This window comes from Luteimonas sp. A534 (assembly GCF_054072805.1).
The window spans coordinates 93,549-111,995 of the sequence record NZ_JBSVRR010000001.1; the positions used below are offsets into that span (position 1 = coordinate 93,549).

Consider the following 18,447-nt stretch of genomic DNA (forward strand, 5'->3'; position numbering starts at 1 on the left):
GATGTGTTCCGGGGCCCCGCTTCGACGTTCAGCCTTCGAGCCGGCCCGCGTCGACGCGGCTGAGCCCGCCGGGGGCGGCCTGGAAGCCGGCGGCGAGCAGCACTGCGCGGATACCGGGGTCGTCGCTGCGGGCCAGGGTCTGCAGCCCGTAGCTGCCGTCGGCGTCCAAGGTGAAAGTGGCTTCCAGCACCAGCGGCCCGCCGGTGTCTTCGGAGAGCAGCGCGAGCGTTCCGCTGCGGCCGTCGCAGGCGGGCGTGCCGGCGAGGATCACCGGTGGCAGTGCGTCGCCGGGCAGGCTGACCTCGATCCGCACGCGGCCGCCGGCGCTGCTGCAGCCATCGCCGTCGAACAGCATGCGTGCGCCGTCCAGCGACGCGCGCAGCGCCAGGCCCGCCAGCGGCGGCAGCGGCACCACGCCGTGGGCATCGCCGATGCCGCTGGCGCGGCCGCCCTGCAGCGCCAGCCTTGCATCCGGACCGTGCAGCCAGAGCTTCTGTCGGCCTGCAAGAAGTGGCAGCGGCGAGAGCCCCATGCGCAGGTCGCCCAGTGCGGCGCCGCGCCACTGCGCCTGGCGCAGGGTTCCGCGCCAGAGGCTGCCCTCGACGCGGATGGCCGAGAGTCCGGACGGCAGGGACAGCCGGGGCAGCACGAGCTGCAGGGGGAGCGACAGGAGCAGGCCCAGTACGAGACTCCCCGAGAACCACCAGGCCAGGCGCCGAGGGCTCATGGCGCCGCTCCGCCGCCGAAGCCGACTTCGACCCGCAGCCGGCCGTCGGCGCGCTCGACGCGCAGGGACGCGGGTGCGAGGCCGTCTTCGTCGGCCAGGCGGCCGAGCCAGCCGAACAGCGCGGGCGACGCCACGCGCTCGAACTCGAGCAGGAACGCCCCGTCGGCGGCGGTGCGCTGGCGGCTGGGGGCGAGGCCGGCATCGCGCAGGCTGTCCAGGATCACGCGCTGCAGGGCATCACCGGTCGCCGCGTCCGGCAGCGTGGCGCCGGCCGTGGCAAGCGCCGCGACGTCGGCCTGTGCGGCCTGCAGGGCCACGACCGCGCGGTGGTGATGCGCCTGGGCGCCATCGCGCATCGCACGCAGCGGCCACAGCAGGCCGTACCACCAGGCGAAGGCGGCGAGCAGCACGGCCATCGCGGCGAGCATTGCGTGTTCGCGCGGTTCGCGGCGGCGCCACCAGGCTTGGATACGAGTGTTCATGGTCATGGCGCGGGCTCCACTACCAGACCGGTGTGCAGGCCGCCGGGCACTGCGCTGCTGCCGCCTTCCACCAGCTGCCAGCCGTCCGTGGCGAGCGCGCCGCGAATGGCTTCGATGTCTTCGCGGCCGGGATGGAACAGCACCGCGCGCAGCCGGTCGCCGCGCTGGTAGTCGAGCCCGGCGAGGTGGCTGCCGGCGCGGGCCGCCACGGCGGAAAACAGCGCGCCGCTGGCGGCCGCGAACAGGCGGGGTTCGCGCGCGGCCTGCAGCTGCAAGCGGAGGGCATCCGGGGCGCCATCGCCGGCGGCCGGCAGGACCCCGCGCACGACGGTTGCCGCACGGGATTCGAGCGCGCGCGCGGCAAGCTCCAGGCGCAGGGCCTGGGCTGCGACCAGCACCAGCGGCGAGGCCAGCAACGCTGCGGCAAGCCACGCCAGGCGCCGCCGGTTGGCCGGCTTCGCGCGCGCCGCGGCCGGGGTGAAGACCCCCTGCAACAAGTCGAGTTCCGGACGCAGCGCGCGTCCTGCCAAGCTCTCGATGTCGCCCTCGATGCGTGCGAGCGGGCGGTCCCCGAGCACCTGTGCGGCCAGCGTGGACGGGGCGCTGAACGCCAGGCCGTCGCCGCGTGCCAGCCAGCGGTCCGCGGCGACGAGCAGGTGCACGGTTCCGGCGTCGGCCGGCTCCGGCAGCAGCAGCTGCTCCGGCACCGCGGCGTCGGGATGCAGTCCCAAGGTCGCCGCCTGCGCCACCCATGCGCGCAGCAGGCCGGGCTCCACCGCCGCGACTGTGCGGACGGTCGCGGTGGCGTCAGCATCCAGCACGACATGCGGCTCGCCGGGCATCGCCAGCCGTGTGGCAAGCAGGGCGCGCGCCGCGGCCTGCGCCTGCGCAGGGCTGTGGGCCCGCAATTCCAGGCGGTCGATGCGAATGGCGCCGCCGGGCACGACCATCACGGTGCGCGCAGCGGGTGGCATGCGCGCAGGCGCATCAGGCTGCAGTGTGGAGCGCGACAGCACCTGGCCGAAGTCGTCCACGTCCAGGCAGATGGCCTCGGCGGCGGGGTCGGTGGGCAGGAACAGGATGCGGTTGGTCATTCGTCGTGTGTCCATCGTCTCGCCACCAGGCGCACGGGGCCGTAGGGGTCGCTGTCGAGCAGCGCGCTGAGCAGCACCTCGGCACCGTCGTACTCGACCTCGGTGCGCAGGTTGAAATAGCGCGTGCGCAGCCGGAGCTGTTGCAGCGCGTGATCGGGCAGGATCGCGGCCACGACGGCCGGCTGCGCCGCGAATTCGGTGACGTCGAGCCAGCCAGCGGCCGGCCGCGAGGCGATGATCCGACGCGCGGCGTCGCGGTCGAGCACGTTGTCGCTGAGCATGGCGAGGATCACCGCGTCGTCTTCCTCGAGGGTGTTGATGTTCACCGGCGACAGCGCGTTGTCCGGCTGCGCGCAGACGTGCGGGCGCAGGCGCGCATAGCGCGCGGCGTCGTGGCCGGCGATGGCGCGCAGTTCGCTGGTTTCCGCGAGCAGTGCGCCGGAGGTGCGGTAACCGGGGCCGCGCGTCGCATAGGCCGCGTCTTCGGCGCCGGCCGGCCCGGGCACCTGGTCGCTGTCCATCCAGTCCACCAGGGCGTCGGCCATGGTCGCTGCCTGCGCCGGGGTGAAGTCCAGCGCACGCAGCAGAGCGCGGTACTGGCCCGCGCCGGCCTCGCGCCGCGACCATTGCCCAACGGCGCCCTCGACCACGCTGTTGAGGTTGAAGCACGCGGTGGCGTCGTCGATGCGCACGCGCATCGCGCCGCCGTCGATGGGGAACACGAACGGCTTGCCGTTCCAGCCACCCTGGAGCGTGGTGCGGCCATCGTTGCCATCGAGCTGGTGGATGCGCGCGCGCGCCAGCTCCTCGCTGCCCAGGGCGTACCACTGCGCCTGCGCCAGCGCTTGGGCATTGCCGGTGCGGCGCAGGCCGAAGCGGATGTCGTCGAGCACCACGACCAGCAGCACCGTCATCACCGCGACCAGCAGCAGCACGGTGAGCAGGGCCGCGCCGCGTTCGGTCTTCGGGCGATTCCCGGCGCCGATGCGCGGGCGGTTCACCGCTCGACTCCCGGGAGCAGGAAGCGCTGGCGCACGGTGCCGATGCCGTCGAGGTCGAGCTCGAGTTCGACCGCCGCCGGCAACGAGGTGGCGCCGCCGTGCCAGCCGTCGTTCCAGGTGTCGCCGGACAGGTAGGCGACGCGCGCAAGGCCGATGCCATCGATCAGCACACGCGCCGGCGGCGGTGCCGCGCCATCGACGGCGGCGCGCGCGCTGCGTTCCAGGCGCCCGTCGACGATGCGGTACTCGACGTACTCGAGCGACGCGCGGGCTTCGCCGCCGGGGTTCTCACGGCCGCGGCGGACGAAGGCGAACAGCGGCCCGGAGACATCCGGCCGGCCACCGGTGAAGGCGTCGCGGGTGCTGCTGCCGTCGCTGCGCCGCACCAGCCGCACGGCGGCCTGCGACAGGTCGGCGCGCAGCAGGGCGCGGGTGCGCTGGAACTCGCCTAGCCGCGCCATGCGTTCACGCAGCACCGCCTGGCTGTCGGCGGTATAGGCCATCACGGCAACGCCTGCGGCGGCGATCAGGCCAAAGATGGCCAGCGAAGCCATCACTTCCAGCAGGGTGAAGCCGCGGGCGTTGCGCCGTGGATGCGGGGTGCTCATCGCGGCAGGCTCCGGAACAGCGCGACGTCGGCAGCCACGCGTTCCTCGCCAGGTGGCGACACGCGGATGTCCACGCGCAGCAGCGACGGATCGGCCGTGGGCGTGGTGCGGCGCGTCCAGCGCCAAGTGATGCCGCCGGCGTCCTCGGTGCCGCTCGCTTCGTCGGCCAGCGCGCGGACGTCGAGCGTCGCCGCGTCCACGGCCACGTTGTCGGCGACCACGGCCGCCAGCACCCGCTCCTCGATCGCGACCGCGGTGCGCGTGCTTTCGCCAGCGAGGTTGAGCAGGCCAAGCACGGCCAGCGCGAACACCGCCAGCGCGACCAGCGTTTCGATCAGGGAGAAGCCCGCGTCCGCGTCGCGTGGCCGGCGGACGGCCGCTGTGTCAGCGCGCGATGCCATCGATAGTCACCTCGCCGCCGCCGTCGACCGACACGCGCATGCGCTGGCCCTCGCGCAGCAGCGCGAGGCTGCGCGGCTCCGTGGCGCCGGTCGGATCGAAGCGGATCGCGATGCGCGCGTCGCCACCCGGAAGCTTCGGCCTGGTGCCCGGTGCCCAGTCGACGGGAGCGAAGGCGCGACCTTCCAGCGGCTGCCAGCCCCCGAAGCGACGCCGCGAAAACGCATAGCCAACCGATGTCACGTCGACTTCAATCGTGCGCATGCCGAGGATGGCCTCGTCGCGCGCGTGGGCGAGGCGCGCCGCAAAGGTCTCCGTCTCCTTGGCCAGCACGTCGTCGGCGGGCGGCAGGGTCAGCGCCACGGCGGCACCAGCCAGCCCGATGACGGCCAGCGCCACCATCAGCTCGACCAGGGTGAATCCGCGCGCGCGCCGCATGGCCGCTGTCAGCGCCAGTTGCCGATGTCGGCGCCGTCGCCGTCGCCGTCACCACCTTCGGTGCCGTCCGCGCCCAGGGAGAACACGTCGAAGCCGCCGCTGCGGCCCGGCTGGCGGTACTGATAGGCGTTGCCCCAGGGATCCTCGGGCAGGCGGCGGATATAGCCGCCCTTGCGGTAGCGCTCGGGGCGCGCAAGGCCGGAAGGCGCATCGAGCAGGGCGCCCAGGCCCTGCGTCGCGGTCGGGTAGGCCATGTTGTCGAGGCGATAGGTTTCCAGCGCTTGCTCCAGCACCGAGATGTCGGCGCGGGCCTTCTCGGCCATGGCGCGGTCCTGGCTGGGCATGACGTTGATCATCACCACTGTCGACAGCAGGCCGATGATCACGATCGCGACCATCAACTCGACGAGCGTGAAGCCGGCGGATCGCCCGCGCGTGCCGTTGCGGCCCGCTACGGATCCCTGCATGCGGGGGCGTGAGGTGGATGTGTGGATGGTGCGGTGGTGCATGGAGGCCTCCGGTCAGCCGGCCACGAGGGCGTTGAATTGCAGGATCGGCAGCAGGATGGCGAGCACGATCACCGCCACCGCCGCGCCGAGCACGATGATGATCAGGGGTTCGAGCAGGCTCATCGCCGCCGTGGTGAAGGTGTTGAACTCGCGTTCCAGGTAGTCGGCCGCGCGGTCGAGCATCGGCGCCAGGCGGCCGCTGTCCTCGCCGCTGGTGGCCATATAGAGCAGGGTTGGCGGGAACACCGCGGCGCGCTTCATCGCGCCCGACAGGCTGCCGCCCTCGCGGATGACCTCGACCATCGCCTCGGTGGCTTCGCGCAGCACCGTGTTGCCGACCGTGCGCGCGGTGATCGCCAGGCCTTCGATCAGCGGCAGGCCGCTATCGGACATCGTGGCGAGCGTGCGTGCCATGCGTGCGGCGTGGACGTCGCGCAGGATGCGTCCGAGCAGAGGCAGGCGCAGCAGGGCGGCGTCGAAGCGGCGGCGCAGGGCGGGGCGTCGGAGCAGCCGCGTCGCCGTGATCGCGGCGGTGGCCAGCAGCACGGCCATCGGCAGCCACCACGTGGAGAGCAGCTCGGAGATGCCGATCACGATCCGGGTCAGCAGCGGCAGCTCGCGGCCCATGGACTCGAACTGCTCGACCACCTTCGGCACCACGAAGACCATCAGCGCGATCACCACCAGCACCGCGGTCACCGCCAGCGCCGCCGGGTACACGAGCGCCGAGACCAGCTTGCCGCGCACCTGCTGCTCGCGCTCGTTAAGGTCGGCCAGGCGTTCGAGGATGGCGGGAAGCGCCCCGGTGCCCTCGCCGGCGGCGACCATTGCCCGGTACAGCGGCGGGAACGCGCGGGGTTCGCGCGCCATGGCGTCGGACAGGCGGAAGCCCTCGACCACGCGGGCGTGGGTGGCCATCAACACGCGCCGTACGGCCGGGCGCTCGGACTGGCTGCCGATGGTGCGCATCGCCTCCTCCAGCGGCGCCACCGCCACCAGCGTCGCGAGCTGACGCGTGAGCAGGGCCAGGTCCTTGGCGCGGAAGCGGCCGCCCCCGCGCGAGGCCTGCCCGGCGCGCACGGTGGCCGGCTCCACGCGCACGGGCAGCAGCTTGCGGGCTTCGAGCAGACGCCGCGCCTCCGCGGCGTTGCCGGCGTCGATCACGCCGTCGCGGCTGCGCCCCTGCACGTCGAGTGCGGAATACTCAAACGCGGCCATGGTCCTGCAGCTCCTGGCGGGTGACGCGCATGGCTTCCTCGAGCGTGGTCTCGCCGCGCAGCACGGCCGCACGGGCGGCATCACCCAGGCGCTGGCCGCCGGCGAAGGCCGCGGCGGCCAGCGCGTCCTCGTCGGCATTGGCGCCGATCAGCTGGCGCATGCGTTCGTCGATTTCCAGCGCTTCGTGGATGCCCAGGCGGCCGGCGTAGCCGGTGTGGCTGCACAGCGCGCAGCCGGCGGCGCGGTAGAGCGTGGCTTGGGGGTCGACCTCGGTGTCGCTATTGGCGTGGGTGTCGGCACAGGCGCCGGCATCCACTCGGGAGCCGGCCCCGAGCAGTCGCAGCGCGGATGCGCGGGTCTCCCCGGCGACGGGTTCGCGGCACGCGGCGCACAGGCGGCGCAGCAGACGCTGCGCAAGCACCAGCCGCAGGCTCGACGCCAGCAGGAAGGGTTCGATGCCCATGTCGCGCAGCCGCGTCACCGCGCCAGGCGCGTCGTTGGTGTGCACGGTCGACAGCACCAGGTGGCCGGTCAGGCTTGCCTGCACCGCGATCTGCGCGGTTTCCGGATCGCGCACCTCGCCGACCATCACCACGTCCGGATCCTGCCGCAGGATCGCCCGCAGCCCGGTGGCGAAGCTCATGCCCACGCGCGCGTTGACCTGGGTCTGGCCGACGCCGTCGATGGCGTACTCCACCGGGTCCTCGACGGTGAGGATGTTGCGGCGGCCGTCGTTGAGCGAGGCCAGCGCCGAATACAGGGTGGTGGTCTTGCCGGCGCCGGTGGGGCCGGTCACCAGCACGATGCCGTTGGGCTGCCGCAGCGCGCGCTGGAGCGCTTCGAGCACGTGCGGTTGCATGCCGAGGCCCTCCAGCGTGAGCGTGCCCTGGTCCTTGTCGAGGATGCGCATCACCACGCGCTCGCCTCCGCGCGCGGGCAGGGTGGACACGCGCACGTCCAGCGCCTTGCTGCCCATGGCCAGGCCGATGCGGCCGTCCTGCGGCAGGCGCTTCTCGGCGATGTCCAGGCGCGCCATCACCTTCACGCGCGACACCAGCAGCGGCGCGATGCGTCCGGGCAGGCGCAGCGCCTCGCGCATCACGCCGTCCACGCGCATGCGCACGACCAGGCCGGATTCGAAGGGTTCGATGTGGACGTCGGAGGCGCCGATGCGCGCGGCTTCGGCGATCAGGCCGTTGATGAGGCGGATGACCGGCGCGTCGTCCTGGGCGTCGAGCAGGTCGGCGGTGGCGGGGATGTCGCCCGCAAGCGCGTCGAGGTCACCTGGAAGTTCGAGTTCGCCAGCGCCGCCGGCCATCGCGGCATCCGCGTAGAGCTCGGACAGGCGGCGGTCGAAGACGCTGCGCGGCAGGACTTCTACGTCGAGCTCCACCCCCAGGCTGCGCCGCGCTTCCAGCAGCGCGGCCGGGTCGGCGTCTTCGCGCAGGCCCACGCGCGCGCGTTCGCCCAGCGCCAGCAGCAACACGCCCTGGTGCTTGGCGAAGCCGTAAGCAAAGGCAGGCAGGGGCTCGCTCACCGTGCGTCGTCGGCCGTGGCAGGGGCTTCCGCCGGGGCGGCCGGCGGAATCGTGGATATCGGTGCGGATTGCGCGGCGGCCCCCGGTGAACCCGTGGCCGACGGAGCGACGGGCATCACCGGTGGTGTCGTGCGCAGGTACTCGCGCACCAGCTGGTCCAGTGCCGCCTCCTGCTCGCCGGCCACCGGCGCCTGACTGCGGCGGATGTGGTCCCAGCGCGGCGCGGTCATGGCCTGCGCATCGGCGGCGCTGCGCACGATGGTCGGCCGGATGAAGATCATCAGGTTGGTCTTGTCCCTGGAGCGCGACTTGTGGCGGAACAGGTTGCCGACGATCGGGATGTCGCCCAGCAGCGGCACCTTGTCGACGGTGTTGCGGTCGCTCTGGTCCAGCAGGCCCCCGAGCGCAACGATCGCGCCGTCGTCCACCAGTACGCGGGTTTCGAGCTCGCGCTTGTTGAGCACCAGCTCCGCGAAGTCATCGCTGACGGGGCCGGCGATCGACGACACTTCCTGGCGCAGGGTGAGCGTGATGCCGCCACCGGCGTTGATCTGCGGCGTGACCTCGAGCTGGATGCCGACGTCCTGGCGCTGGATGGTGCGGAAGGGATTGCTGTTGCTGTCGCCCAGCACCTCGCCGGTGGTGGTCGGGACTTCCTGGCCGACCAGGATCCGCGCCTCTTCGTTGTCGAGGGTGAGGATCGATGGCGTCGACAGCAGGTTCGATGCGGTGTCGCTCTTCACTGCATCGATGATCAGGCCGAAGGTGGCGTTGTCGTTGCTGCCGACGATGCCGCCAAGCGCGCCGTTGAGGCCCAGCAGCGACTGCACCGCGGCGTTGCGCGCGAGGTCGAGCACGCTGTCGTCGTCGCCGGCATCGCGCTCGCGCTGCGCGTAGTAGCCGCCTGCCAGAGGCATGATGCCCGGACGGCTGTTGGGGTACTGGGTGGCGAGGAAGGGCACGTTGCTGCCCTCCTTGCCGGCGATGAGCAGTTGCGTGCCGAGGCGCCGTGCGGCGTTGTCCGAGATCTCGACCACGATCGCCTCCACCAGCACCTGCTCGCGGCGGGTGTCGAGCTGGGTGATGACGTCGGCCAGCAGGCGCTGCGTTTCCGGATCGGCGTTGATGATCAGCGCGTTGGAACCGGGATAGCGCACGATCGTCGGGCGCTTGCCGGGGACGGCAGTGATCACTTGGGCAGTGTCCGCCTCCGGGTTCACGGTGCTCGCGGCTACCGTGCCGGAGGCGTCGCTGCCTTCGGGCGTCTGCCCCACCAGCTGCTGCAGCACCGGCAGCAGTTGCTCGGCGCTGGCGTGCTGCAGGCGGATCACGCGCACGCCATCGGTGCGCTCGGCGCGACGGTCGAGTTCAAGGATGGTCTGCACCACGCGCTGCACGGCCTGCGGCGCGCCGCGCACCACGATCGAGTTGCTGCCCTCCACCGGCAGGATCGACAGCTGCCCGCCGCGGCCGTCCGCGCCGCCGCCGAACAGCTGGTTGACGGTGCCGGCGATCTCGCGCGCCGAGGTGTTGCGCAGGGTCACGGTGTCGATGCCCGCGGTGTCGCTGTCGATCTGCGCCACCAGGCCGCGGATGCGGCGGATGTTGTCGGCGTAGTCGGCGATCAGCAGCGCGTTGCCCTGCGGCGTCGGCACCACCACGCCGCCGCGGCCGATGAGGGGTTTGAGCGTTTCGGCGGCGATGCGCGCGTCCACCGTCGCCAGCGGCAGCACCTGGGTGGTGAACGCGGAGCCGCCGCGGCCGCCGCCGGGCAGCTGCGCGGCGCTGGTGTCGGGCACCACGCGGTAGGCACCCGGACCGGCGCTGACCGCGACCAGGCCGTTCGCGCGCAATACCGCGAGCAGGACGCCGAGCAGCTCGGCCTCGTCCATCGCGACGTCGCGCGTGATGCTGACGCTGCCCTGCACGGCGGGGTCGATGATGAAGGTGGTACCGGTCGCGCGTGCCACGTCCTGGATGAAGGCGCGGATGTCGGCGTCCTGCGCGGTGACGCTGCTGCCGGCCGCCGCCTGGGCGTGGGCGTAGGGAATCGGCTGGGCGACCAGCGCGAGGACGAGGGCGGCGGCGATGAGTCGCTGTCTCACGGAGTCTTGGCCTGCAGGGTCGCGCTGCGGGTCTGGCCGTCGCGCAGGTAGGTGAGGGTGATGGCGGGTGCGCCGGCGAGGTCGTCCGCCAGCGCGGCGTAGCGTTCCGGCGTGAGCTCCTGGCCGTTGACCGAGAGCAGCACGTCGCCGGCCTGGAGCCCGGCCCGGCGCAGCACGGCGCCGTCGCCACGCGGGATGACGGTGTAGCCGGTGACGCGGCCGCCGGTTTCAACCGGGCTGAGGCCGGCCTGTGCAAGCAGTTGCGCCGGATCGATGGCGGATTCGCCTGCCTCCGTGGCTGTGGCTGTGGCCGTGCGCGGCGATGCCGCAGGCCGCGACGGAGCGCGCCCTTCCATGGAGGCGAAGCGCAGTTCGCTGCGGCGGCCGTTGGCATCCAGGACGACGTGGTCGGCATGGACCTCGGCCAGGCGCAGGCCGGGTGCGACTTCGCTGCCGACCGCGTGTGCGCGCTGCTGACCCTCGCGGCTGGCGAGGATCGCGCTGCCGCCGGCCTGTGCGGGACGCACCGCGAACAGGCGCAGGCCCGAAACGTCCGCGCCCGCGGGAGCGGGGCCGCTGGAAGGATAGAAGGCGTCGACCAGAAGACGGTCGGGGCGCGGGGGGGCGAGAGCCGCCGCCGTCGCCGGCAGCGTGCCCAGCGGGGCCGGCGGCAACAGCAGCCAGGCCAGGCGCGCGATCTGGACGGCCAGCAGGACGACGATGCAGACCTCCACGGCACCGCGCAGCCCATCGGCGCCGCCAAGCCTGGCAAGCGCAGCACGGGGGGCGCGAATGATCGGGAATGCAGGCACGGGCAGTGGTGTCGTGGCGCGGGGTGTTTCGCCGTTGCGACAGGATGCGAATGTTTCGTGACACCCGTGTTTCAACTGACACATTTCCGTCGCGAAGCGCGCCTGCCGTCGTCATCCGCCCCGGTGGAAAGCAGAAGGCCGCCGGGATGCGGCGGCCTTCCGGGTCCGATGTCCCCTTCGATCAGAACTCGGTGGAGATGCTCACCGAGTACGACACGCCGGGGTCGTAGCGGTGCACGTGCACCTTCTGGCCGGCGCGTTCCTGGTACTCGTGGAATTCGGTCTCCAGGATGTTGCGGGCCGCGAATCCGAAGGTCACCGGGCGTTCGCCGAACGTCATCGTCTTGCGCAGCACGAAGTCCATCGTCACGCCCGGCTCTTCCATGTAGTCGGGCTGGCCGGGACGGCCGCGGGCCGAGACGCGCTCGCTGACGTAGTTGGTGATGAGCGTGGCCTGCAGGCCCTTGTCTTCGTTCTCGACGCCGAACTGCAGGTTGGCGATGTGGTCCGACTGGCCCTGCATCCGGCTGCCGTCGCGCACGAACAGGCGGGCCTCGACGGGCGTGGCGAAGCCGTAGGGCTGCACCGTGTCGCCGGCGCCGGCATTCACTTCGGACTCGGTCCAGGTGTAGTTGGTGGCGAGGTAGAGCCGGTTTCCGGTCCACCAGTCGGCGGCGATGCCGGCGTCGAAGTACTTCTTGAACTCGAGCTCCGCGCCATGGACCGTGGCCTCGGGCGCGTTGAGGTAGCTCTGGAAGGTGGTGCCGCCGGCGAAGTTGACGTTCGACTCGATCGGTTTGTCGATCATCTTGTAGAACAGGCCGGCGGTGAAGTACTCGCCGGAGCCGAAGAACCACTCGTAGCGCGCGTCGAGGTTGGTCAGCTCGCTGTCGACCAGGTACGGGTTGCCGGAGAACAGGCGGTCGCTGTCGGGGTCGGTGTACTGCTGCGGCGCCATCTCGCGGAACTGCGGACGGGCGATGGTCTGCGACGCGCCGAAGCGCAGCTGCCGGTTCTCGCCCACGTTCCAGGTCAGGGTCAGTGCCGGCAGGATGTAGTCATTGCGCAGCGGCTCCGGGCTGGCCTGGCGGGCGCCGGTGAAGATGTCATGGGGGTGGACGGCCTGGGTGGCGTCCTCGTAGCGGAGACCGAAGGTGCCGCGCAGGTTGGACGTGAGCTCGGTCTCGACCTCGGCGTACACCCCCAGCACCTTGAGCGTGGCGTCGTAGGCGGCCGCACCGAAGCCGCCGGTGGTCTCGCGCAGCGTCAGCAGGTCCTGGCTCAGGTTGTAGTCCGAGAACAGGTAGTCCGGGCGCTGGTAGCGGTTGTAGTGGGGCAGGGGGCCGTCGAGCGCGAGGAACTTGAACTCGCGCGACCATGCGCTGCGGTCGTTGTCCATGTAGGACGCACCGGCGCTCAGGGTCATGTCGCGTTCGACCGGCAGGCGCCAGGTGAGGTCCACGCCGCCGCTGGCAACCTCGTCCTCGACCGCGCTGAAGCGGGTGTAGTTCTGCACGCGCGAGGCGTCGTGGGCCCAGTAGCCGTCGACGTTCTCGTAGCGGATGCCCTTCTCGTAGGGCACGTCGCGCGTGGCCCGGGCCCATGCGGCCCGCCATTCCACCTTCAGGTCGTCGTACTCGCCGAACGCGTGCGAGCCGCGGAGCTGGTGGTTGATCATCTCGCGCTCGAACCACTCGGTGTAGTCGTCGCGCACCTCGAAGCCGGCGAGGTTGTCGAGGCCCGAGCGGCTGCGCGCTTCCTTGATGGTGTCGTGCACGTACAGCGTGGTCAGGCCGATGCTGTTGCGGCCCCATTCGTAGCCCACGCCGAGCAGGGCGTTGGTGCGGGCGTTGTTCTGGGTGGACAGGAACTCGTAGTCGGAGTCGTACTCGAGCACGTCGCCGACGAAGAAGCCCTGCTCCTGGTCGCCATGGCGGGTGCGCCACTCGTTCTCGAAGCCGGCCACCGCGACGAAGCCAATGCGGGCGTCGTCGCCCATGTCGGCGGAGTAACCGGCGCTGAAGCTGACGTTGCTGTCCGGGTCGATGCTGTCGTTTTCCTGCAGCAGGTTGAGGTTGGCGTTCTGGAAGCTGCGTCCGATCCTGCGGATCTCCTCGCGGCCGAAGTTGCCCAGGTCCACGCGCTTGCCGGTGGCGATGGCGTCGCGGAGCTCGCGCGGCATCTTGCGGGTGCCGTCGTCGTAGCCGGACCAGTCGTCCTCGGAGCCGTAGTAGGTCAGGCCCTTCTCGCCGGTGGTGACGCTGTTGGCGCCACCGCCGAGGGTGATCTTGAAGAAGGGCTCGTCGGGGATGGTGAGCGACTCCAGGTCGACGATGCCGCCGCCGAACTCGCCGGGGTACTTCGCGGAATAGGTCTTCTGCACGGTCATGCCTTGCAGGACTTCCGCGGGGAACAGGTCCAGTGGCACCACGCGCTGCATGGGCTCGGGACTGGGCAGCGGCGAGCCGTTGAGCAGCGCCGATGAGTAGCGTTCGCCCAGGCCGCGCACGTAGACGAACCTGTCGCCCACGATGCTGACGCCCGAGACGCGCTGCAGCGCGGACGCCGCATCGGAATCCCCCGTGCGTTCGAAGTCCTCGCGGCTGATGAACGATGCGACCTGGGCGGTCTGCAGCATGGGTTCGGGGATGTGTTCGCCACGCACTTCGACCGCATCGAGCTGCGCTGGCTGGTCGTCGCCGGCCGGCGATGCCGCGGCGGCCGCGGGTGCCGACTGGGCGACGGTGGCGTGCACGATCGTGGCCTGGGACGGGATCGCGGCCTGGCCGCCCGGGGAATCGGGCTGCTGGGCCCACGCGCCCTGGCAGGCGAGGAGGGTGGTGATCGCGACGGCCAGGCCGCTGCGTGTCGGAATGCGCTTCATTGTTTGACCTTGGGCTGTGCGGGTGCGGGGCTGTGCTTCATGCAAGGCGGGGGCGGCCACGTGGGCCGCCCCCGGTCTGGAGCGCCAGCCGGTCAGCAGGGGGTGTCGGCGCTCAGGCCGCAGGTCCAGCCCTGCCACCAGGTGTCGGAGGCGTTGCGCACGCCGCCGATGTAGTCGACCTGCTGGAAGAAGCTGTCGACCGACTGCAGGCCCTGGAACGCGGCCACCGCGGTCTCGTTCGCACCGTTGACGAAGAGGCCGGTCAACGTCGACTCGCCGACCACGTTGCCGGTGCCGGCGTTGAACGCGGCTTCGGCGCGCGCGTCGGCGAAGGCCGTGGGGCAGGAGAAATGCACCGAGCCGAAGGTGCCGGTGGTGTTTTCATCCGAGATGCTCAGGCACTGGGCGCCTGCGCCGGTACCGCCGGTGGGACGGGTGACGACCGTGTTGTAGAACTCGCCCTGCGTGCCCTGGTTGAGGGTGATGGCGGCGCCGCCACCGGCACGGCCGACGAAGGTGAAGTTCGCGACCTTCGGGTTCGACCAGGGCTCGCGGCGGATGCTGGACCACTCGTTCATGCGGTCGCCGCCGCCAGCGCGCTGGACCACGATGCCGAACTGCAGCGAACCGTTCCAGCCGGTGTCGGTGTCGAGGCTGTCGTCGTCGGCGCCGGTGACCACGATGTAGCGGCCGTTGGCCGTGCCGCCGAACCACTCGATGCCGTCGTCGGAGCTGTTGTGCACCTGCACGTATTCGAACAGCGTGCCGTCGCCGACGCCGCCCAGGGTGATGCCGTTGAGTTCGTTGTTGGGCGTGACTTCGAAACCGGAGTGCTTCACGCGCAGGTACTTCACGATGCCGGAGTTGTCGCGCGGGGCGTTGCCGCCGTAGAAGCCGTCGGTGCCCTCGATCTGCTCCTGGCACTCGGGGGTGCCGGACACGGTCTCACCCGGGCAGGCGTTGATCGGCGCGCGGCCGAGCAGCACCAGGCCACCCCACAGGCCGATCGAATCGGCGCCGGTCTGGCCTTCCAGGTCGGCGCGGGCGGTGAGCGTGATCGGGCTGGTGGCGGTGCCCTCGGCATAGATCTGCGAGCCGCGGTTGACGACCAGCAGGTCGGCACCGGCGGAGCCGTACAGCGTCACGCCGGGCTCGATGGTGAGGATGCCCTGCTGGGCGCCGGCGATCGGCGTGTTGGCGTCGCCGCCGCGGTCGTCGCCGACCTCGACGCGGCCGCTGATCGCGTACGCGGTGCCGCTGCGGGCGGGAATCACGAAGTTGCCAACGATCTGCTCGGGCAGGCGGCAGGCGCGGAGGCTGCCATCGGCGATGGTGCCGATGTTGGAGAAGCCGTCGGGGCAATCCGCGGCGGCCTCGCCACCCGGCGGCGGAGGAGGAGGCGTAGTCGGCGGCGGCGGGGGCGGAGTGGTCGGCGGAGGCGGGAACGCGCCTTCGCCGGGCGATGCGACGCGATCGGCGCCACCGCCACAGGCGCTGAGCGCGAGCACGGCACCGAACGTCATGAGAAGGGCCTTGGAACTGTGGCGCATGGACATCTGGTTGGTCTCCGGAGGAATGGACTGCGGACGCAGCAAAGGAACCGCGGCCTTGGGCGCCTGGCTGGGCGGCTCCGCTGCGTTCCGTATGAATCGACGCTGACGATAGGGACCGTCGGTGACAGCTTTCTTGCAGCCGTGCTACGGCTGTGCGTTCCGTCGCTCATGGCGGGTCGATGACATCCGCGCGACGCCTGTCATCCATCTGTCATGTCCGCGGGGCTTGCTGGCGCACTGACACACAGGGTTCGAAGGTGCGTGCATGGACAAGTCCGGTATCGATGACGCCACGTTGCAGTGGTTGCTCGGACAGGTGCAGGCGGGCGCGTCGCCCGAAGACGTGGTCGGGGCCATGGTCGGTCGCGGCTGGTCGGAGGACGGGGCCGTGGCGGCGCTGGAAGATGCGATGCGCGCGCACCTCGCAGCGCATGCGCGTGACCATGGCCTGCCGCCGCCCGAGAAGGTGCCGTCACCCCTGGTGATGAACGGGCCTTCGGTGATCGACGCCGGTGACCGCGAGGTCGTGGTGCTGGCGAACATGCTGCACCCGCGCGTGGTCGTGTTCGGCAGCGTGCTGTCGGACGACGAGTGCGATGCGCTGGTGGCGATGGGGCGGGAGCGCCTCCGGCCTTCGGCGGTGTTCAATCCCGATACCGGCGCCGACGAGGCGCACGAGGCGCGCAGCAGCGAAGGCACGTTCTTCCGCCGCGGCGAGAACGCGCTGTGTGCACGGATCGAGCGCCGCCTGGCGGCGCTGGTCGACTGGCCGCTCGAGAACGGCGAAGGACTTCAGTTGCTGCGTTACGGTCCCGGTGCCCAGTACAAGCCGCACTACGACTATTTCGATCCCGACCGGCCCGGTGCGCATGTCGCGCTGTCGCGCGGTGGCCAGCGCGTGGCCTCGATCGTGATGTACCTCAACACGCCGGTCCGGGGCGGCGCGACGACGTTCCCGGATGCGCGCTTCGAGGTCGCGGCGGTGAAGGGCAATGCCGTGTTCTTCGCCTACGACCGGCCGCATCCCATGACCGGGAGCCTGCACGGTGGCGCGCCCGTGGGCGAGGGTGAGAAGTGGGTGGCCACCAAGTGGCTGCGGGTTGCGAGGTACGCCTGATCGACCGCTTGTCGGCACATTGATACCGTTGGTCAATACCGAAGGTCTTTGTCATGGAGGTGTAACCCACGACATCTGCGGGCGTAGTGTGATCGGTGCATCACCTCTATGCGCCAGCGCGCGGAGCACCACCATGCAGCGGATCGCCCTTCCCGTTTTCCTCTTCCTGGCACTGCCGTTCGCGGCCGTGGCGTCGGACGTCGCGCCGGCGTCCACGCAGCAGGTCTACACCTTCGCCATCGAACTCGGTGCCGATGGCCAGATCGCGGGCCTGTCGCCATACGGCTCTGCCCCGGGCGCCGCCGGCGATGCCCTGGCGTCGGAAATCCGCGGCTGGGTGTTCAACTCCGGCACGCCCGACGACGGCATCGCCAGCACCTACCTGCGCGTGGTGGTCGACGAGACGGCCGGAGGCGCCTATGACGTCGTCTCGGCCACGACCGGTCCGGCCTTGGCGGCCATGACTCCGCCCGACTATCCGATGCGCGACCAGCTGGCCGGCCACGAGGGCATGGTGGTATTGCGGCTCGAAGTCGGCGCCGATGGCGCGGTGCGTGCATCCGACGTCCACGCCGCCACCGGATCGGTCTCGCGTGCGATGGCGGCGGCCGCCGCGGACGCATCGCGGCAGTGGCGCTTCTCGCCGGAGCACGTCGCCGGAAAGGCGGTGCCGTCGACCCTGCTGTGGCCGGTGTGCTACCTCGGCCCGACGTCCGACACCGCGGCCTGCAGCTGGACCGGCCCGGACGCGCTGCGCTTCTCCAGCAAGACCGTGCTGCCGCTGGATCCCAACGTCACGGTGACGTACACCGCGGCGCGCTGAGCCCCGCGAACCGTCCGCCGTTTCAGGCGGCGGGCGGCGTCTTGTCCGGATACGTGCACAGGTCGCGGATCACGCAGGGCCCGCACTCCGGCCGCCGTGCCTTGCAGACGTAGCGGCCGTGCAGGATCAGCCAGTGGTGGGCGTCGTGCAGGTAGTCCGCCGGCACCCGCTTCAGCAGCCGGTCCTCCACCGCGCGCACGTCCTTGCCCTGTGCCAGGCCGGTGCGGTTGGAGACGCGGAAGATGTGCGTATCCACCGCCATGGTCGGCTCGCCGAACGCGGTGTTGAGCACTACGTTGGCGGTCTTGCGCCCCACGCCCGGCAGCGCCTCCAGCTCCGCGCGCGTGCGCGGCACCTCGCCGCCATGCCGCTCGAGCAGCAGCTTGGCCATCGCCACCACGTTGGCGGCCTTGGCGTTGTAGAGGCCGATGGTGCTGATGTAGCGCTTCAGTCCGTCCTCGCCCAGCGCGGCGATGGCGGCCGGCGTGTTGGCCACCGGGAACAGGCGCCGCGTGGCCTTGTTGACGCCCACGTCGGTGGATTGCGCCGACAGCGTTACCGCCACCAGCAATTCGTAGGGCGACGAATACTCGAGTTCGGTGGTCGGCTTCGGGTTGAGCTCCGAGAGGCGCGCGAACATCTCGCGCACGTGTGCATTGGGCATGACCCGGCCGCGGCGTTCACGCACGACGCTCACGATTCGCGCCCCGATGCCCGAGCCTTCGCGCGGGCGAGTGCGGCGGCCGCCGCGGGAGGCAGGGACGGGCTGGGTGCTCGGGTCGGAGCGGCAACGTCCGTGGTCACTCCCTCGTCGACCGCGACCGGGCCGGGCGAAGGCAATCGTGCCCGCCTGCGCTCGTCCGCGATCCGCTCCAGGCGCATCGCGCGCGCGCGGTGGCGTTCGCGCGCAGCCCAGGCCGCGAGCAGGCGATCACGCGCCGCGACCAGCGCGCCGTTGGAGAGGTCGTCGAGCTCGCCCAGGGGCACGAAGCCGGCGAGGCCGGCCGCGATCGCCGCATCGACGTCGTCGCCGCGGAGCAGCGCGAGGATGCGCTGCGCCTGTGCCGCGTCCGGCGCCAACGCGGCATTGGCGGCCGAAAGACCGGGCCCGCTGCGTGGATGGTCCACCACCATGCCCCG

Annotated in this window: 18 protein-coding genes; 2 read left to right on the top strand and 16 right to left on the bottom strand. The window is 71.4% G+C overall.

The annotated features are described in order from the left end of the window. Window positions 1-28: 28 nt before the first annotated feature. The 14 genes from gspN to ACW5F0_RS00495 all read right to left on the bottom strand — a co-directional run bounded on the left by gspN (window position 29) and on the right by ACW5F0_RS00495 (window position 15,370). Window positions 29-727 carry a type II secretion system protein N gene (gspN, locus tag ACW5F0_RS00430; protein ID WP_456998793.1) on the bottom strand — a complete coding sequence of 233 codons (699 nt, stop codon included), beginning with the start codon at window positions 725-727 and terminating at the stop codon, window positions 29-31. Further along, on the bottom strand, window positions 724-1,215 hold the full coding sequence (gene gspM, locus ACW5F0_RS00435; protein WP_456998794.1) for a type II secretion system protein GspM: 492 nt from the start codon (window positions 1,213-1,215) through the stop codon (window positions 724-726). Before gspM ends, gspN begins: the two co-directional genes overlap by 4 nt. Continuing rightward, on the bottom strand, window positions 1,212-2,303 hold the full coding sequence (gene gspL, locus ACW5F0_RS00440; protein WP_456998795.1) for a type II secretion system protein GspL: 1,092 nt from the start codon (window positions 2,301-2,303) through the stop codon (window positions 1,212-1,214). Before gspL ends, gspM begins: the two co-directional genes overlap by 4 nt. Then, on the bottom strand, window positions 2,300-3,304 hold the full coding sequence (gspK, locus tag ACW5F0_RS00445) for a type II secretion system minor pseudopilin GspK (protein WP_456964082.1): 1,005 nt from the start codon (window positions 3,302-3,304) through the stop codon (window positions 2,300-2,302). The genes gspL and gspK overlap by 4 nt, the downstream gene beginning before the upstream one ends. Beyond that, complete coding sequence (gene gspJ / locus ACW5F0_RS00450) at window positions 3,301-3,912, bottom strand: type II secretion system minor pseudopilin GspJ (RefSeq protein ID WP_456964083.1); 612 nt, start codon at window positions 3,910-3,912, stop codon at window positions 3,301-3,303. The genes gspK and gspJ overlap by 4 nt, the downstream gene beginning before the upstream one ends. Beyond that, the gene (gspI, locus tag ACW5F0_RS00455; protein WP_456964084.1) at window positions 3,909-4,313 is read right to left on the bottom strand and encodes a type II secretion system minor pseudopilin GspI; all 405 of its coding nucleotides are present in this window, start codon (window positions 4,311-4,313) and stop codon (window positions 3,909-3,911) included. The genes gspJ and gspI overlap by 4 nt, the downstream gene beginning before the upstream one ends. Beyond that, entirely contained in the window at window positions 4,297-4,749 is a 453-nt protein-coding gene (locus ACW5F0_RS00460; protein WP_456998796.1) for a GspH/FimT family pseudopilin, read from the bottom strand. Before ACW5F0_RS00460 ends, gspI begins: the two co-directional genes overlap by 17 nt. 8 nt (window positions 4,750-4,757) lie before the next feature. Further along, the gene (gspG, locus tag ACW5F0_RS00465; RefSeq protein WP_456965229.1) at window positions 4,758-5,216 is read right to left on the bottom strand and encodes a type II secretion system major pseudopilin GspG; all 459 of its coding nucleotides are present in this window, start codon (window positions 5,214-5,216) and stop codon (window positions 4,758-4,760) included. Window positions 5,217-5,270: 54 nt separating this feature from the next. Next, window positions 5,271-6,476: a type II secretion system inner membrane protein GspF gene (gspF, locus tag ACW5F0_RS00470; RefSeq protein ID WP_456964086.1), complete on the bottom strand. Its 1,206-nt coding sequence runs from the start codon at window positions 6,474-6,476 to the stop codon at window positions 5,271-5,273. Next, window positions 6,463-8,013: a type II secretion system ATPase GspE gene (gene gspE, locus ACW5F0_RS00475; protein WP_456964087.1), complete on the bottom strand. Its 1,551-nt coding sequence runs from the start codon at window positions 8,011-8,013 to the stop codon at window positions 6,463-6,465. The genes gspF and gspE overlap by 14 nt, the downstream gene beginning before the upstream one ends. Beyond that, window positions 8,010-10,118 (bottom strand): type II secretion system secretin GspD, encoded by a 2,109-nt coding sequence (gspD, locus tag ACW5F0_RS00480; protein WP_456998797.1) that lies wholly within the window; start codon window positions 10,116-10,118, stop codon window positions 8,010-8,012. Before gspD ends, gspE begins: the two co-directional genes overlap by 4 nt. Next, complete coding sequence (locus tag ACW5F0_RS00485) at window positions 10,115-10,930, bottom strand: type II secretion system protein N (protein ID WP_456998798.1); 816 nt, start codon at window positions 10,928-10,930, stop codon at window positions 10,115-10,117. The genes gspD and ACW5F0_RS00485 overlap by 4 nt, the downstream gene beginning before the upstream one ends. Window positions 10,931-11,111: 181 nt before the next feature. Continuing rightward, window positions 11,112-13,814, bottom strand: coding sequence for a TonB-dependent receptor domain-containing protein (locus tag ACW5F0_RS00490; protein ID WP_456998799.1), 2,703 nt, complete (start codon window positions 13,812-13,814; stop codon window positions 11,112-11,114). A gap of 92 nt (window positions 13,815-13,906) precedes the next feature. Further along, complete coding sequence (locus tag ACW5F0_RS00495; protein ID WP_456964091.1) at window positions 13,907-15,370, bottom strand: hypothetical protein; 1,464 nt, start codon at window positions 15,368-15,370, stop codon at window positions 13,907-13,909. Between the two features lie 262 nt (window positions 15,371-15,632). Here ACW5F0_RS00495 and ACW5F0_RS00500 point away from each other — a divergent pair, with 262 nt between their 5' ends. After that, window positions 15,633-16,484, top strand: a complete 852-nt coding sequence (locus tag ACW5F0_RS00500) for a 2OG-Fe(II) oxygenase (RefSeq protein ID WP_456998800.1) — start codon at window positions 15,633-15,635, stop codon at window positions 16,482-16,484. Window positions 16,485-16,617: 133 nt separating this feature from the next. Next, on the top strand, window positions 16,618-17,307 hold the full coding sequence (locus ACW5F0_RS00505; protein WP_456998801.1) for a TonB family protein: 690 nt from the start codon (window positions 16,618-16,620) through the stop codon (window positions 17,305-17,307). A 22-nt stretch (window positions 17,308-17,329) separates the two neighbouring features. On the opposite strand, the gene nth is transcribed toward ACW5F0_RS00505, so the two are convergent. Together nth and ACW5F0_RS00515 are read right to left on the bottom strand one after the other, a co-directional pair. Beyond that, window positions 17,330-17,971, bottom strand: coding sequence for an endonuclease III (gene nth / locus ACW5F0_RS00510; protein WP_456999152.1), 642 nt, complete (start codon window positions 17,969-17,971; stop codon window positions 17,330-17,332). Window positions 17,972-18,000: 29 nt separating this feature from the next. Further along, window positions 18,001-18,441, bottom strand: a complete 441-nt coding sequence (locus ACW5F0_RS00515; RefSeq protein WP_456998802.1) for a hypothetical protein — start codon at window positions 18,439-18,441, stop codon at window positions 18,001-18,003. Window positions 18,442-18,447: the final 6 nt, after the last annotated feature.

What these genes read in the sequence shown, in the direction of transcription:
- ACW5F0_RS00460 (WP_456998796.1), bottom strand. Translation starts at nt 4,749, where the DNA reads ATGCGGCGCGCGCGCGGATTCACCCTGGTCGAGCTGATGGTGGCGCTG.
- ACW5F0_RS00495 (WP_456964091.1), bottom strand. Translation starts at nt 15,370, where the DNA reads ATGTCCATGCGCCACAGTTCCAAGGCCCTTCTCATGACGTTCGGTGCC.
- gspM (WP_456998794.1), bottom strand. Translation starts at nt 1,215, where the DNA reads ATGACCATGAACACTCGTATCCAAGCCTGGTGGCGCCGCCGCGAACCG.
- gspN (WP_456998793.1), bottom strand. Translation starts at nt 727, where the DNA reads ATGAGCCCTCGGCGCCTGGCCTGGTGGTTCTCGGGGAGTCTCGTACTG.
- ACW5F0_RS00505 (WP_456998801.1), top strand. Translation starts at nt 16,618, where the DNA reads ATGCAGCGGATCGCCCTTCCCGTTTTCCTCTTCCTGGCACTGCCGTTC.
- ACW5F0_RS00490 (WP_456998799.1), bottom strand. Translation starts at nt 13,814, where the DNA reads ATGAAGCGCATTCCGACACGCAGCGGCCTGGCCGTCGCGATCACCACC.
- ACW5F0_RS00500 (WP_456998800.1), top strand. Translation starts at nt 15,633, where the DNA reads ATGGACAAGTCCGGTATCGATGACGCCACGTTGCAGTGGTTGCTCGGA.
- gspI (WP_456964084.1), bottom strand. Translation starts at nt 4,313, where the DNA reads ATGGCATCGCGCGCTGACACAGCGGCCGTCCGCCGGCCACGCGACGCG.
- gspL (WP_456998795.1), bottom strand. Translation starts at nt 2,303, where the DNA reads ATGACCAACCGCATCCTGTTCCTGCCCACCGACCCCGCCGCCGAGGCC.
- gspJ (WP_456964083.1), bottom strand. Translation starts at nt 3,912, where the DNA reads ATGAGCACCCCGCATCCACGGCGCAACGCCCGCGGCTTCACCCTGCTG.
- gspF (WP_456964086.1), bottom strand. Translation starts at nt 6,476, where the DNA reads ATGGCCGCGTTTGAGTATTCCGCACTCGACGTGCAGGGGCGCAGCCGC.
- nth (WP_456999152.1), bottom strand. Translation starts at nt 17,971, where the DNA reads ATGCCCAATGCACACGTGCGCGAGATGTTCGCGCGCCTCTCGGAGCTC.
- gspG (WP_456965229.1), bottom strand. Translation starts at nt 5,216, where the DNA reads ATGCAGGGATCCGTAGCGGGCCGCAACGGCACGCGCGGGCGATCCGCC.
- ACW5F0_RS00515 (WP_456998802.1), bottom strand. Translation starts at nt 18,441, where the DNA reads ATGGTGGTGGACCATCCACGCAGCGGGCCCGGTCTTTCGGCCGCCAAT.